The sequence below is a fragment of the uncultured Clostridium sp. genome, from assembly GCF_963515715.1.
Classification (GTDB): Bacteria; Bacillota; Clostridia; order Clostridiales; family Clostridiaceae; genus Clostridium_AW.
Window position 1 is genome coordinate 1 of the sequence record NZ_CAUPZS010000002.1, and the last position, 13,804, is coordinate 13,804.

The window sequence follows — 13,804 nt, forward strand, 5'->3', positions numbered from 1 at the left end:
ACCGCTTAGGTCAATTTTTATTATTTTCACTGTCTACTTGACAGGGTGCAGTTCAACCAAAGGGAGTTTGTCAGCATTAGGAATTTTTATAGAATAAATTTTAGAAGTTCTTATTGCAGCGAATCAGCATAAGAAGCATTATATAGCATTTTTATATTTGTTTAATCTTATGTGTTTTATTAGGATAAATGGTATAATTAGTATATAAAGAGCTGCAATTTTCTTATATTATGAATTAAAACAATAAATAATTTAAAGGAGTAGAAAATACGATGAATACATCAAGTATATTTTTACTGTTTATTTTTGCAATAACATTGCATAATGCAGAAGAAGCAATTTGGTTGCCAGAGTGGTCAAAATATGCACAAAAATTTCATAAACAAGTGAGCAGAGATGAATTTTGCTTTGCTGTATTAATAATTACAATATTAGCATATTTAGCAACGGGTTTATTTATGATTTTTCCTGAAATCGTAATATTAAAATATTTTTTCTTTGGTTTTATGGGATCAATGATAATTAATGTTATTTTTCCGCATTTGGTTTCATGTATTGTATTAAAAAAGTATTCCCCGGGATTGATTACAGGAGTTTCTCTTATAATACCATTCAATAGTTTAATCATAGCTTTTTCATTAAATAATAAGATTATTAATTTTAGTGAAATAATTATATCCACAGTTGTGGTTGGTGCATTCTTATTAATGTTAATATTTGTTTTACCAAAGGTAGGTAGAAAATTAATTGATTATAAATAAATTAGTAGGTAGTAGTTTATAGTTGAAACTTGATATGGAGGGAAATTCACATATGAAAAATATTGTAGTAACTGAAAGAAAACCATCAGTTGAAGAATATATTCAGTTAAGAAATTCTGTTGGCTGGAAAATATTACAGTATGATAAAATTGAAAAAGGGTTGGATAATTCAATTTACTGTGTTTGCGTGGAAGATCAAGGTAATATAATAGGATTGGGTAGAATTGTTGGAGATGGTGGAACAGTTTTTTACATACAAGACATAATGGTTTTACCATCATATCAGAAGCAAAAGATTGGTACATTAATTATGAGGAAACTGATGGATTATATTGATGATAATTGTATAGATGATGCCATTGTTGGTCTGATTGCAATAAGTGAACTTGATAAGTTCTATAAAGAATTTGGGTTTACACATAACCAGAATAATCGTTTTTACAGATATGATGCTTAAGGATTATGAATAGTTCGCACTTTATTTATTATAACTTAATTATGGGGGGAGATTATAATGGATGAATGGGAATCTTTTAAAGAAGGATTAAGAATTATAAAAGAGAAATTCAAACCAATATTTATAGGAATAATGGTTTTTGTTTTAGGTTTACTCATTAGTGTACTTATAACAGATTCATATAGTCATGATAGTAGTGATACTGAAATAATTTTATATGGAATTTTTTATCTAAGCAGCGTTATAGCTGTTTGTACATCAATAATAGTAAAAACAATAAAAAATAAAGATTCATAAATACTTCTTATTTGTTTATGATAAATAGTTTTTTCACTTATAAATTTCTAAAAAGATAATTTAGTTTCTCAAATGGAGAGCTAAGCATGCAGTGAAGCTGCTCCAGAAAAAGTCGCTATTTCACTACATACTTAGCTCTTTTATATCTTCTCAGAATTATATAAATGATGTTTATTTCACAATATATGAAAAGCACGTATTATTATCATTTATATAGTCTTAGCAAAAATTATTTCCAAAGGTTCATTTTCTAATAGTAAGCTGCCTGAGTCTTTATATCCTAATTTTCTATAAAAATGTTGTGCCTGTTCATTTGATAAAGTGGATGTCATAACTAAATCATAGCTTTTACTTTTCATTTCGCTTTCCCAAAAAGCAACTAACTTCTTTCCAAACCCCTTATACCTATAATCCTCATCAACATAAAGCATATTCATAAACGGAGTATTATCCCAAAAGTAATTATATCTTAGCCAGCCAATATTTTTATTATTATCTTTTATAATGATAATTTCTTTATTTTCTATTTTAGCTTGTATTAATTCTTTTGATATATGTTTATCATTATCAAATATATATTGAAAATGTATTCCTCTTGCATACTCAATTTCCATTCGTTCGCCTCACTTTTCATATTGTAATGTTACGCGAAAAATGATAGATATTAATGTTGCGTAATATCATACCAGTATGTACTAAATTATAGTTCGTTTTTATACTGATTATAACATTAACCTCAATGGAATTTGTATGATTAAGTAAAGATTGCTTATTTTCTCTAGATTACTATGTATAGCATCAATAGGTTGAAGTATGACATTAAAATATTGTGAACAAGGGAAGGAGTTATGGTACTATTAACGAATTGTCTAATTAGTATAATATTAATTAACAGTAAAGTATAGAAGGGGAAATGGAGGGGATTAGAATTAATATTTTTAAAAAAGTAGTCAGTGTATTTGTAATCATGCTTTTATTTGTCAGCATCACTGCTTGTCAAACAACTAAAAAGAATTCTGAGGATTCTATTGGAGGAATAGTTGAATTTAATGATGAAGAGTATATATATTATAAAATATTTGATGAAGTATTTGATAATGCTAAAAAAACTCAAGATGAATTAAGTGTTACATTGTCAAGCCTTAAAATTATTAATGGTAAAATTAATGGAAAATCAGAAGATATAATGGTTATAACTATGGTTATATATAATGATTCTGATTCTACTAAATATATAGAACCTAATAAGGGATTCATTGTTAATAGAGATAATGAGAAAATAAATGCTAGCTTGATTAATAGCGATAATATCAATGGGGGGATAAAATCAAAAGATTTAAAAGATGTAAATGTAGTATTCCCAATGGCTCCAGAAGTTTTAGATGGTGAAAATAGCTTTAAATACATTATAGATGCACCTAAAGATGAAAATATGAATAAATTAGGAGAAGCATTGGAGTTTGAGATAAAAAAAGCAATGCCAATTAAGTTTGATAGTAAAGGAAATGTTATAGGTGATTAGTATGGCGAAGTGGAATAAGAAGCAAAATTATGAATTGACATAGAAAATCCTTTCAAGGAGGATGTTTATAAATAATAAAAAGACTAATAAGGAAATTAATTTATTTGAGGAACAGTTAGATGAAATTAAGGAATATCAAAAGAACGCTTTTAATCCTGGTCATTATGTAGGAACAGGAAGAGTTAATTTAGCCACAAAAAATTTATTTAAATCATCTAAGGTACTTATAACCACAGGAATTATATTTTTAGTTCCAGCAATATACAATATAATAAAAAATTTTAATATAGTTACATTGTTAAGCCAAACTATGCAGATAATTATAGGATGTGCATTAATTTTTGGAGGCTTTATAAGGCTGCGTAGAAAAAAGCATTAAAATTTTTAATCTTTTATAATCCATAAATTTTCCTTACTTAGTTTATAGTAAAGTGTTTTTATATTTATATATTGTAGAAATTACTAGAGAAATTTCATCTAGCATGAAGATTGTCAAGAATACTACACAAATAAAACAGTTGATTTCTATGAACATTTTTTCAAAATTCATTTGGTGTTTTATATTGAGGCGATGAACGCATTTTATACTCCGACCTATTATTTTATGGAAAGTCACATTAATTATGCCACTTATATATAGCTTACCTTTATAGATTTTTATTTCGGTAATATCAGCACACGGAAATAATTAAACAAAAATACAGTTGGATAAAGATACTATGGAACTTAGATATAACCAAGGCCCTTATTCTTTATTATGTAAAAAAATGTATTTTGAATTTATATAGTGTATAATTAAATAAATGAATAATTGTAATTTAAATCTAAATTAATTTTAAACAAAGGGGGCAATTATTGTGGGAAGTTTTGGTATTGTAGGGTCTCTTGGTATTTTGGGGATTATTAAAGAACTATTAGAATGTTTAGTTTATATATCAGCAATTATTGTATTATTCAAAGCATCACAGGCATTAAGTATATATATTAATAAAAATTCAAGATAGATTTCCATGCTGCAATCCATTATTTTAAACTTCTAAATTTATATTGTTATTGTTATAAATCAGTTTTTAAATTTTTAATCTTCTCCACAAAAAAGAACTAAGTACATAGTTAAGTTGAGCGGGGGGTTGGGGGGGCCCTTCTTACCATGTACTTAGTTTCTTTATTTTTATAATTATTAACTATAAATAATTCATAGGGGGTATGAACTATTTACAGTAAAATTATCATTGTAATTTTATCCGATGACTACCATCCGTAATACTCCCATCGCACTCTGTGAAAGCGATTCACATAAAATCAAAGATTTTAGTTCTCTGCTTTTCTACAAGTGGGAGATATTAGAACTCTTGAGCTTCAGCGATTTAGAGTTCTTATGCTGTGCATAACGGATGCTACATCCCTGGATAAGTTCTTCTAAGTTTCAGTTGGAGTAAGTATTCCTTTTAAGCAAACTCCATCTGAAGCTAAGAATCACTTGATACTTAGATTTTATTTTGCTTCACTAGCAGCTTTTAGTATAGCATTATAGTTAGGTTGTTCGGTTATTTCATCTAAGTATTCTACATAAACTATTTTGTTAGTACTATCCACAACGAAAGCTGCTCTTGTAAGTAGTCCCAGTTCCTTTATATATGTTCCATAGCTTTTGCCAACTAATCTATCTTTATAATCAGATAATGTAGTTACATTTTTTATTCCATGAGCTGCGCACCATCTGGATTGTGCAAATGGTAAATCCATGGATATAGTATATATAGATACATTTGGAATTGAAGTAGCTTTTGAATTAAAAGTTCTTGTTTCCAAGTCACAAACAGGGGTGTCTATGGAAGGAACTGTTAAAATTATTCTAACTCCTTTTGTATCTTTAAAATAAACATCTTTTAAATCATTATTTGTAGCGGTAAAGTCTGGTGCAACATCACCAACTTTTACTTGTTCACCTACAAGGTTTAATGGATTGCCGTCAAATTTTATTGTCATGTTAATTACCTCCTAAAGTGAAATTGTTATTAATTAATAACAATTATTTATTAATATTATAATATCACATATAAATAATATTTTCAATAGCTTTGATAAATATACCATTTACGTATATAATGTTATTAAATATATAGGATAATATTAATATGTACATAGAACATTATTAATATGTGTGCGTAATATTAATAAAAGCTAATGAGAAGGTGGTAAAATTATGAAAAAATATATAGTGACTATATTATTGATAGTAGTTGTATCCTTAGGGATAACCTACAAATATATTAATAGCAAAGAAGTAAAGGTAAGTAAAAATTCTATAGAGTTAAGTGAAGATAAGAGGAAAGAGTTGAATAATTATTTCACTCTTTTTGTAAAATATAAATTAGAAGATTTTAAAGAGAATTCATTAACAGATGAAAATGCTATAAATTTCGCTGTAGCATATAATTTTGATAATAATTTTGAAAAGTTTTCTGTATATAAAGAAAAATGTTGTGCTTATATAGACCAAAAATATATCGAGGATACGGTAAATGAATTTTTCGGAAAAAAAGTAGAAAAACATTTCACCACTCCAAAGTATGAATTTATAGATAATAAATATATTGCTCCTCTTGCTAGTGGAGGGAGTTATAATTTTGTAAAAGTTAAAGAAATGGTAGAGGAAGATGGTAAGGTAACGGCGTATTTAGATATATATCATGCTGACGGAAGCTTTATCGGGGATATTAATGATACAGAAGAGGAATGGGAAAAAGGAGAAGGTGAAGTGCCAGAACTTATTGGGAAAAAGAAGGCCTTGATGAAAGATGGTAAATTGCTAGGATTTGAAAATTATTAATATAGGTTAGAATTGGATAGTGGAGAGTTGGTAATTATAATAAATGAAGAGTTAAAAGTAAAAAGTGAGGAGTAAAGGAAGGGATTTAGATGAGTAAGAGAATAGTTATAATAGGTGGTGTAGCAGGTGGAACCACAGCGGCAACTCAGGCTAGAAGAAATGATAGGGATGCAGAAATAATTATATATGATAGAGATAAAGACATTTCTTATTCAGGATGTAGTCTTCCATATTATATAGGAAAAATTGTTAATACAAGAAGAGAGATTGTACCAAGAGATAGCAAATACTTTAAAGAGAAATTTAATGTAGATGTGAAGATATTGCATGAAGTAACTTCTATAGACTCTAAAAATAAAAAGGTAAGTGTAAGGAATTTATCCACAGGGGAAGAGTTTGAAGATCACTATGATAAGCTTGTTATAGCTACAGGAGCTTCACCTTTTATACCTAACAAGGAATGGATGGAGAAAGACAATGTATTTATTTTAAGAAACGTCCAAAGTGCGGATAATATAAAAAAGTATATAGAAGAAAAAAATCCTAAGAAAGCTTTAATAATAGGTACGGGATTTATAGGCATGGAATTATGCGAAAACTTAACCGAAATAGGAATAGATGTAACCATGGTGGAGCTTAAGGATCAAGTCATGCCAGCCTTAGATAAAGATATGGCTCATAGAATAGAAGAGTATGTAAAAGAAAAGGGAGTAACAGTATATACAGGAGAAGAAGTAAAGAGCCTGCTTGGAGAAAAGTCAGTTAAAAAAGTTGTAACTGATAAAAGAGCTATAGATACAGACATGGTTATACTTTCAATTGGGATAAGAGCTAATGTGGACTTGGCACTTAATGCTGGAGTAGATATTGGAAAAACCAAAGGAATAATGGTAAATGAAAAAATGGAAACTAATGTGGAAGATATATATGCGGCAGGGGATTGTGCGGAAATTTATTCATTGATACATGAAGACTATGTTTACAGACCTCTTGGAACTACTGCAAATAAGATGGGAAGAATAGCAGGAAAAAATATCACAGGGGAAGACCTATCCTATGAAGGAATTCTTTCTACAGGTATATTTAAAATATTTGATAAGACAGTAGCTTTTCTTGGAATGAACCAAAGGGAAGCGGAGGCTTTAGGGAAAAAAGTAGATATTCATTATGTAAAGACCTATAATAAACCACCTTTTATGTCTGGAGCTTCCATTATGTATATAAAAATAATGGTGGAAAAAGAAAGTGAAAAGATATTAGGAATTCAAATAGTTGGAGGAGAGGGAGTAGATAAGACAATAGATACTTATGCAGCAGCTATAACCTTTGGAGCAAGAAAAAGAGATTTAGCGTTAATCGATTTATCCTATTCTCCACCCTATTCAACAGTTAACAGTCCAGTTATCCAATCAGGGGTAATTATGGAGGGAAGTTTAGAATAGCAGCAAAAACTCAACCAAATTAAAGAAGTTTAATTTAGTTGAGTTTTTTATTAATTGCACCTCAATAGAATCTTCTATAACATTAAATATTATTTATAACAATATATTCAATTGATGTAATAAAGTTTAAAGAGATTATTAACATTTACCATCCTTAAGCAATATAATTAACTATAGAAGCTTTTAGGAGGAGCATATGGTTACTACAAAAAGAATTATAATAGGGGCATTTCTTATCTGTTTATCAGTAATATTTCAACTTACACCGGTTTTGTTCTCGGAGATTTTTGTATTCCTCACTGTTTTAAGTGGATTTCCCATGTATGTAATCTCAAAGATTAGTCCTAAAGTTGGGGTGATGGCATATGCAATTTCTGCGCTCGTAATTTTATGTTTAAGTGTACATGAAAGCATATTCTTTTTATGTACAAATGGTATAGTAGGCCTTTCTCTTGGAGCCACCAGCTATTATACAAATAAAAAACTGCCCATAGTTGTTATAGCGTCTATTACATTAACATTCACATTGAGCATTATTAATTTCATAATAGGCGTTCCTGTATTTGGAGTGAAAATACCCTTTTCTATATTCATACAATTAGGAATTTTTTTCGCATTTGCTATAATATATAACAGTATTTACCTTCGTATTTCGAAGTTTTTATTTAAAATAATAAATAAGCATTATAAAGAGTAATAATAAAATAAAAAATAATTTTAAAATCATAAGTTCATAGAGCTAGGCTGAAATAGTATCGGCCTAGTTTTTTATGCGCTATAAACCCATAAGCCTAGCATTACATTCGATATTGTTAGAAAATTATAAAAATACTGAAAAAAATATTGAATTATCTTTAATAGGATGATATAATTTTATCAGGATGTTACAAAAGACAATATAGTGAGCATATGTAACAGGGAGGGATTGAATGGCGAATTATAACAATCGAGAGTTGATAAAAGTTGCATACTACTACTATAAAAAAGGATTAACACAGGCTGAAATAGCAGAAAAAATGGCTATGTCTAGACAAAGAGTAAATAGATTATTAAAAAAAGCCATCAATGAAAATATAGTTCAAATTCAAATTATAGATATAGACAAATATAATTTGGAGTTGGAGACTAAGTTAGAAGAAAAGTTTAATTTAACACAAAGTGTAGTTATTTCTGCTATGGATGAGAAAAACATAACTAGTAGCCTAGGGATAGCAGGAGCTGAATATTTAGAAAAGCTGATTGTAAAAGATGATGTTATAGGAGTAACCTGGGGCAAAACATTATCAGAGGTAGCTAATAGATTATCATATAATAATAAGTTAGAGACCCCAGTTGTTCAACTGATAGGAGGAATGGATATAGCATTTACTGCTCTACAGCCTGATGAAATCACTAGAACTATAGCAGAAAAGCTAGGAGGAAAACCTTATTTATTATATGCTCCAGCTATTGTAGAAAATAAAGAAACTAAATCTGCAATTATGTCTGATAAAAGTTTAAAAACTACTTTTGAAAATATGGAACAATGTAACATCATAATAGCGGGTATAGGAGAATTGAGCACAAATAATACTTTATATAAGCAAACACAATTCAATGAAAAATACATAGAGCATCTTCTATCACGCCAATGTGTTGGGGATATTGGATTTAGATGGTACAACGAAAATGGTGAAATTGTAGAGCATGACTATAAAGATAAAACTATAGGCTATGACATACTCGAAAATAAAAGCAATGCATTGGTCATAGGAATAGCAGGGGGAGAAAGTAAGTATAAAGCTATTTTAGGAGCACTGAAAGGAAACTATTTAGATGTGTTAATTACTGACAGTGATATGGCTAAGCGATTAATTGAAGAATAAATAATAAATAATATTAAGAGAGAAGGGATATATTTGATATTTAAAGAAGAAAGAGAACTGGTTATAGAATACGGTAAAAAATTAATTGAAAGTAATCTAACTAAAGGGACAGGAGGTAATATTAGCGTTTTCATAAGGGATAAAAAATTGATGGCTATAACTCCAAGTGGAATTGACTATTTTAAACTTAAGCCAGAGGATATTTTGATTATGGACCTTAATGGCAATGTAGTTGATGGAAGCAAAAAACCATCTAGCGAATACTCAATGCACAAAATTTTTTATGAAAAAAGAGAAGATATTAATGCAGTAGTCCATGTTCATTCAATGTATTCAGCGGTTTTATCTTGTATGAATTGGGAACTGCCAGCAGTGCATTATCTAGTTGCAATTTCAGGGGGACGAAATGTAAGATGTGCAGAATACGCAACTTTTGGAACTGAGGAGCTTGCTATAAATGCATTTGAAGGGATGAAAGATAGATATGCTGTTTTTCTAGCTAATCATGGGTTATTGACAGGGGCAAAAGATTTACCTAATGCTTTCAACAAAGCAGAAGAAATTGAATATTGTGCAGAAATATATTATAGAACAAAAACTTTAGGAGAGGCTAAAATACTTTCAGATAATGAGATGGACAAAATGTTAGGGTTGTTTCAAAATTATGGGCAAGTAAAACGATAAAAAATAAAGATTAAAATTTGGGGGTATACATAATGGATAAAAAAAGCAATTTTTTAGGGTTAGTACCTTTAGTATTTTTCTTGGCATTATTTATGGGGACGGGAATTACAACAGGGGATTTTACTAATATGCCTTTATTATTAGCACTTATTTTTGCATCGGGTTTTGCTTTATTATTTGATAAAAAAGGGGAAAAGACATCATTAAACGATAAGATTGATATATTTTCAAAAGCTGGAGGGGAACCGACTATCATATTAATGGTTGTGGTTTTCTTACTGGCAGGAGCTTTTTATTCAATTGCAGATGCAATGGGGGCTGTAAGTTCCATAGTAAATTTAGGGTTAAGTGTTTTACCAAGAAATATGCTATTACCAGGTATATTTATGGTTGGATGTACTCTTTCATTTGCCATGGGAACTTCCATGGGGACCATAAGTGCCTTAGCACCTATAGGTGTAGGGATAGCAGAACAGACAGGCATTGGCTTGCCTTTAGTTTTAGGAACTGTAATAGGTAGTGCAATGTTTGGGGACAATCTATCCTTCATCTCAGATACAACAATAGCAGCTATAAGAACTCAGGGAGTAGAACCAAGAGACAAATTTAAAGCTAATTTCTTAATTGTTTTACCTGCTGTTATTATCACTTTAATAACATTATCATTTTTGTCCACTGGAAATGCTGAATTAGCTACTTACGAATATTCATTAGTAAGAATAATTCCTTACGTAGCAATTATTGTTAGTGCGCTCATTGGTGTAAACGTTATGCTAGTTTTAGGAATAGGTATAGGTAGTGGAGCAATCATAGGACTAGCAATGGGTAGCTTTAATATGGTTGAACTTTTTCAAGTATTACATAGAGGAATGGTATGGATGGAGGACTTAGCTATAATCGCCATTGTAGTAGGAGGATTAGTTGGGCTTATGAGTCACTATGGCGGTCTTGACTACTTACTAGAAAAGGTTACATCTAAGGTAAAAACAAAAAAAGGAGCGGAGATGGGCATAGCTGCTTTAGTAAGTGTAATAGACGTAGCTACAACTAACAACACAATATCTATTATTACAGCAGGCCCATTAGCAAAAGATTTATCAAAAGAATATGATATAGACCCAAGAAGAACTGCAAGTATTTTAGATATATTCTCATCTGCTTTCCAAGGCTTAATTCCATATGGAGGACAATTATTATTAGCTGCAGGAATTGGGAAAATATCACCAATGGAAATTGTACCATTTTCAATATATTCATTTTTAATCATTATTTTTGGTCTATTAGCTATTATATTCGATCTTCCAAAATTAAAATCTAAAGATAATAAAAATGATTTAACCATAAAAGGTTAATACTAGGCATATAGAGCTAGAAGTCTTTGGGAGTTCTGGCTCTATAGTTTATAATATAATTGGTAGTTTAAAACAAATTAGAAAGGCGGAAATTTATGGACAGAGTAGATAAAGATTTAGCTTTCATGCTTAGATATGAAAACGTAGCTTGGTATGATGGCGGTAAAGTAAAAATATTAGATAGAAGGATTTATCCAACAGAAGTAAAATTTGTTACATGCAATACCTATGAAGAAGTTGCAAAGGCTATTAAAGACATGGTAACTCAAAGTGCCGGTCCTTATACAGCGGCAGGCATGGGGATGGCTTTAGCTGCATATGAATGTAGAGAACTATCATCTAAGGATCAAATTGATTATTTAGAAAAAGCTGCTTATAAATTGGCAAATGCAAGACCTACAACAGCAAATAGAATGACATTAGTGGTTGAAGGATGCTTAGAAGCTGCAAAAATAGCTATGCAAAATGGGCAAAAAGTTGATGAGGCAATTTTTCAGCATACTGTTAAATCCATGAACAATCGCTATTCAAGGATTGGTGAGGTAGCAAAATATCTAGTAGATATGTTCCCGCAAAATGGTAACATAATGACACAATGCTTTGGGGAAACTATCGTTGGTATGATGCTAAAAGAAGCAAAAAATCAAAATAAAAATATTAAACTGTTTTGCCCAGAAACTAGACCATATTTACAAGGAGCTAGACTTACTGCAAGTGTAGCATGTGACCAAGGTTTTGATGTCACTGTAATTACAGATAATATGCCTGCATTTACTATGCAAAATAAAAATATAGATGTATTTACATCAGCAGCGGACTCTATTTGTTTAGATGGTCATATAGTAAACAAGATAGGAACATTACAAATAGCTATAGTAGCTAAATATTTCGGTATTCCATACTTTGTAACAGGTATTCCTGATAGAGATCGTGAGAGTATTTCACAGGTTAAAATTGAGGAAAGAGATCCGAGTCTAGTATTAGAATTTAGGGGTATTAAGAATACTATGAAGGGAGTTAAGGGATATTATCCATCCTTTGATATTACTCCTCCTCATTTAGTAAGCGGTGTAGTTACAGATAAGGGAATATTTAATCCTTATGACTTGCATAGATACTTTCAGTCCAAGGTAGAAAACTATTATTAAATTATAAAATGCAATTATAAAATGAAGTATAAGGGGTTGATGTCTTGTCTAGATTTAATTCACATTTTAAAATGGAAACGGAAGATGCCATACTCTATGCAAGAGAAAAATTAGATATGTTCCATGAGGATGCTAAGCTTGAAGTAGAGGAGATAGGGGATGGAAATATAAATTATGTATTCAAAGTTTGGGATGTGGACACTAAAAAATCAGTTATAATAAAGCATGCTGATATTTTCCTTAGATCTTCAGGGCGTGAGTTAGATGTGGATAGAAATAGAATAGAAGCAGAAGTGTTGATGTTGCAAGGAGATTTAGCACCCACACTAGTTCCAAAAGTATATAAATATGATCCTACAATGTGTGCTCTATCAATGGAGGACATATCTGATCACGGCAATTTAAGAAAAGAACTATTACAAAGAAAAACATTTCCATTACTTGCAGATCACATAACTACTTTTATTGTGAACACACTTTTGCCAACAACAGATTTAGTTATGGATTCAGGAGAAAAGAAGGATAATGTTAAAAGATATATCAATAAAGATCTTTGCAAAATATCAGAGGATCTAGTATTTACAGAGCCCTTTATAGATTATAAAGGTAGAAATATTGTGTTAGAAGAAAATATGGAGTTTGTAAAAAAACAACTGTATGAAGATAAAGAGTTAATACTAGAGGCAGGAAAACTTAAAAACAATTTTATGAATAATTCACAAGCTTTAATCCATGGGGATTTACATTCAGGTTCTATTTTTGTAAAAGAAGATTCAACTAAAGTACTAGACCCGGAGTTTGCGTTTTATGGACCTATTGGTTATGATTTAGGAAATGTAATAGGAAATTTATTTTTCGCATGGGTAAATGCTTATGTAACTGAAGAAAAGAAGGAAACAGAAGAATTTATAACATGGATTGAAAAAACCATAGAGGATATTTTAGAGCTGTTTAAGGAAAAATTCATAAAAAAATATAAAGAAATAGTGGCAGATGTAATGGCAAAAGAAGAATATTATATGGATTGGTATTTGGATTCTATACTATCGGATACAGCAGGACAAGCTGGTCTTGAAATTATTAGAAGAGTGGTAGGAGATTCAAAGGTTTTGGATATTACAAGTATTGGTGATATAGATAAAAGAATTAGGGCTGAAAGAATATTAATACTTTCTGCTAAAACTTTTATAAAAGATAGAGAGAAATTTAAAACAGGTAAAAAATATGTAGAGATCTTTAATAGCAATATGTATTAAAGATATACACATATACACATATAAACATATGGATGAAGTAAGAAAAATATTTGAAATGGCAAAATGATATTTTAAAGCTAGATATTAATAAAACTTATTAATATCTAGCTTTTTTTATTTAAGCTTAACATTGACACAGCATAGTGGTGAAAGTACACTTTAGGTGAAAGTAAAAGAAAATGGCAGG

General features: G+C 29.9%; 16 protein-coding genes. 14 read left to right on the forward strand and 2 right to left on the reverse strand.

Annotation, left to right across the window (positions count from 1 at the left end):
• Positions 1–272: 272 nt before the first annotated feature.
• Genes RYO54_RS02060 through RYO54_RS02070 form a run of 3 tightly spaced genes read left to right on the forward strand, consistent with a single transcriptional unit; the run spans position 273 to position 1,515 of the window.
• Positions 273–761, forward strand: coding sequence for an HXXEE domain-containing protein (locus tag RYO54_RS02060; protein ID WP_315115083.1), 489 nt, complete (start codon positions 273–275; stop codon positions 759–761).
• A gap of 52 nt (positions 762–813) precedes the next feature.
• On the forward strand, positions 814–1,218 hold the full coding sequence (locus RYO54_RS02065; RefSeq protein WP_315115084.1) for a GNAT family N-acetyltransferase: 405 nt from the start codon (positions 814–816) through the stop codon (positions 1,216–1,218).
• Positions 1,219–1,275: 57 nt separating this feature from the next.
• Positions 1,276–1,515, forward strand: a complete 240-nt coding sequence (locus RYO54_RS02070) for a hypothetical protein (protein ID WP_315115087.1) — start codon at positions 1,276–1,278, stop codon at positions 1,513–1,515.
• A gap of 209 nt (positions 1,516–1,724) precedes the next feature.
• Here the strand turns inward: RYO54_RS02070 and RYO54_RS02075 are convergent, their stop codons facing one another.
• Complete coding sequence (locus tag RYO54_RS02075; protein ID WP_315115089.1) at positions 1,725–2,129, reverse strand: GNAT family N-acetyltransferase; 405 nt, start codon at positions 2,127–2,129, stop codon at positions 1,725–1,727.
• Between the two features lie 299 nt (positions 2,130–2,428).
• Here RYO54_RS02075 and RYO54_RS02080 point away from each other — a divergent pair, with 299 nt between their 5' ends.
• The 3 genes from RYO54_RS02080 to RYO54_RS02090 all read left to right on the forward strand — a co-directional run bounded on the left by RYO54_RS02080 (position 2,429) and on the right by RYO54_RS02090 (position 4,041).
• Positions 2,429–3,037, forward strand: a complete 609-nt coding sequence (locus tag RYO54_RS02080; protein ID WP_315115091.1) for a hypothetical protein — start codon at positions 2,429–2,431, stop codon at positions 3,035–3,037.
• A 61-nt stretch (positions 3,038–3,098) separates the two neighbouring features.
• Complete coding sequence (locus RYO54_RS02085) at positions 3,099–3,416, forward strand: hypothetical protein (RefSeq protein WP_315115093.1); 318 nt, start codon at positions 3,099–3,101, stop codon at positions 3,414–3,416.
• 478 nt (positions 3,417–3,894) lie between these two features.
• Complete coding sequence (locus tag RYO54_RS02090) at positions 3,895–4,041, forward strand: hypothetical protein (protein WP_315115095.1); 147 nt, start codon at positions 3,895–3,897, stop codon at positions 4,039–4,041.
• Between the two features lie 490 nt (positions 4,042–4,531).
• On the opposite strand, the gene tpx is transcribed toward RYO54_RS02090, so the two are convergent.
• Positions 4,532–5,026 (reverse strand): thiol peroxidase, encoded by a 495-nt coding sequence (gene tpx, locus RYO54_RS02095; RefSeq protein WP_315115098.1) that lies wholly within the window; start codon positions 5,024–5,026, stop codon positions 4,532–4,534.
• A 217-nt stretch (positions 5,027–5,243) separates the two neighbouring features.
• On the opposite strand from tpx, the gene RYO54_RS02100 reads away from it, so the two are divergent.
• From RYO54_RS02100 to mtnK, 8 genes are all read left to right on the forward strand, one after another.
• The gene (locus RYO54_RS02100; RefSeq protein ID WP_315115100.1) at positions 5,244–5,870 is read left to right on the forward strand and encodes a hypothetical protein; all 627 of its coding nucleotides are present in this window, start codon (positions 5,244–5,246) and stop codon (positions 5,868–5,870) included.
• A gap of 89 nt (positions 5,871–5,959) precedes the next feature.
• Entirely contained in the window at positions 5,960–7,312 is a 1,353-nt protein-coding gene (locus tag RYO54_RS02105) for an FAD-dependent oxidoreductase (RefSeq protein ID WP_315115102.1), read from the forward strand.
• Between the two features lie 196 nt (positions 7,313–7,508).
• Positions 7,509–8,009, forward strand: coding sequence for a hypothetical protein (locus RYO54_RS02110; RefSeq protein ID WP_315115105.1), 501 nt, complete (start codon positions 7,509–7,511; stop codon positions 8,007–8,009).
• A gap of 232 nt (positions 8,010–8,241) precedes the next feature.
• Positions 8,242–9,177, forward strand: coding sequence for a sugar-binding transcriptional regulator (locus RYO54_RS02115; RefSeq protein ID WP_315115108.1), 936 nt, complete (start codon positions 8,242–8,244; stop codon positions 9,175–9,177).
• A 33-nt stretch (positions 9,178–9,210) separates the two neighbouring features.
• Positions 9,211–9,861 (forward strand): L-fuculose-phosphate aldolase, encoded by a 651-nt coding sequence (locus RYO54_RS02120; protein ID WP_315115110.1) that lies wholly within the window; start codon positions 9,211–9,213, stop codon positions 9,859–9,861.
• Positions 9,862–9,893: 32 nt separating this feature from the next.
• Positions 9,894–11,213, forward strand: a complete 1,320-nt coding sequence (locus RYO54_RS02125; protein WP_315115113.1) for a Na+/H+ antiporter NhaC family protein — start codon at positions 9,894–9,896, stop codon at positions 11,211–11,213.
• Positions 11,214–11,308: 95 nt separating this feature from the next.
• Positions 11,309–12,361: an S-methyl-5-thioribose-1-phosphate isomerase gene (locus tag RYO54_RS02130; protein ID WP_315115116.1), complete on the forward strand. Its 1,053-nt coding sequence runs from the start codon at positions 11,309–11,311 to the stop codon at positions 12,359–12,361.
• A 44-nt stretch (positions 12,362–12,405) separates the two neighbouring features.
• Positions 12,406–13,617: an S-methyl-5-thioribose kinase gene (mtnK, locus tag RYO54_RS02135; RefSeq protein WP_399548915.1), complete on the forward strand. Its 1,212-nt coding sequence runs from the start codon at positions 12,406–12,408 to the stop codon at positions 13,615–13,617.
• Positions 13,618–13,804 lie beyond the last annotated feature (187 nt).

What these genes read in the sequence shown, in the direction of transcription:
- RYO54_RS02060 (WP_315115083.1), top strand. Translation starts at nt 273, where the DNA reads ATGAATACATCAAGTATATTTTTACTGTTTATTTTTGCAATAACATTG.
- RYO54_RS02065 (WP_315115084.1), top strand. Translation starts at nt 814, where the DNA reads ATGAAAAATATTGTAGTAACTGAAAGAAAACCATCAGTTGAAGAATAT.
- RYO54_RS02070 (WP_315115087.1), top strand. Translation starts at nt 1,276, where the DNA reads ATGGATGAATGGGAATCTTTTAAAGAAGGATTAAGAATTATAAAAGAG.
- RYO54_RS02075 (WP_315115089.1), bottom strand. Translation starts at nt 2,129, where the DNA reads ATGGAAATTGAGTATGCAAGAGGAATACATTTTCAATATATATTTGAT.
- RYO54_RS02080 (WP_315115091.1), top strand. Translation starts at nt 2,429, where the DNA reads ATGGAGGGGATTAGAATTAATATTTTTAAAAAAGTAGTCAGTGTATTT.
- RYO54_RS02085 (WP_315115093.1), top strand. Translation starts at nt 3,099, where the DNA reads ATGTTTATAAATAATAAAAAGACTAATAAGGAAATTAATTTATTTGAG.
- tpx (WP_315115098.1), bottom strand. Translation starts at nt 5,026, where the DNA reads ATGACAATAAAATTTGACGGCAATCCATTAAACCTTGTAGGTGAACAA.
- RYO54_RS02100 (WP_315115100.1), top strand. Translation starts at nt 5,244, where the DNA reads ATGAAAAAATATATAGTGACTATATTATTGATAGTAGTTGTATCCTTA.
- RYO54_RS02105 (WP_315115102.1), top strand. Translation starts at nt 5,960, where the DNA reads ATGAGTAAGAGAATAGTTATAATAGGTGGTGTAGCAGGTGGAACCACA.
- RYO54_RS02110 (WP_315115105.1), top strand. Translation starts at nt 7,509, where the DNA reads ATGGTTACTACAAAAAGAATTATAATAGGGGCATTTCTTATCTGTTTA.
- RYO54_RS02115 (WP_315115108.1), top strand. Translation starts at nt 8,242, where the DNA reads ATGGCGAATTATAACAATCGAGAGTTGATAAAAGTTGCATACTACTAC.
- RYO54_RS02125 (WP_315115113.1), top strand. Translation starts at nt 9,894, where the DNA reads ATGGATAAAAAAAGCAATTTTTTAGGGTTAGTACCTTTAGTATTTTTC.
- RYO54_RS02130 (WP_315115116.1), top strand. Translation starts at nt 11,309, where the DNA reads ATGGACAGAGTAGATAAAGATTTAGCTTTCATGCTTAGATATGAAAAC.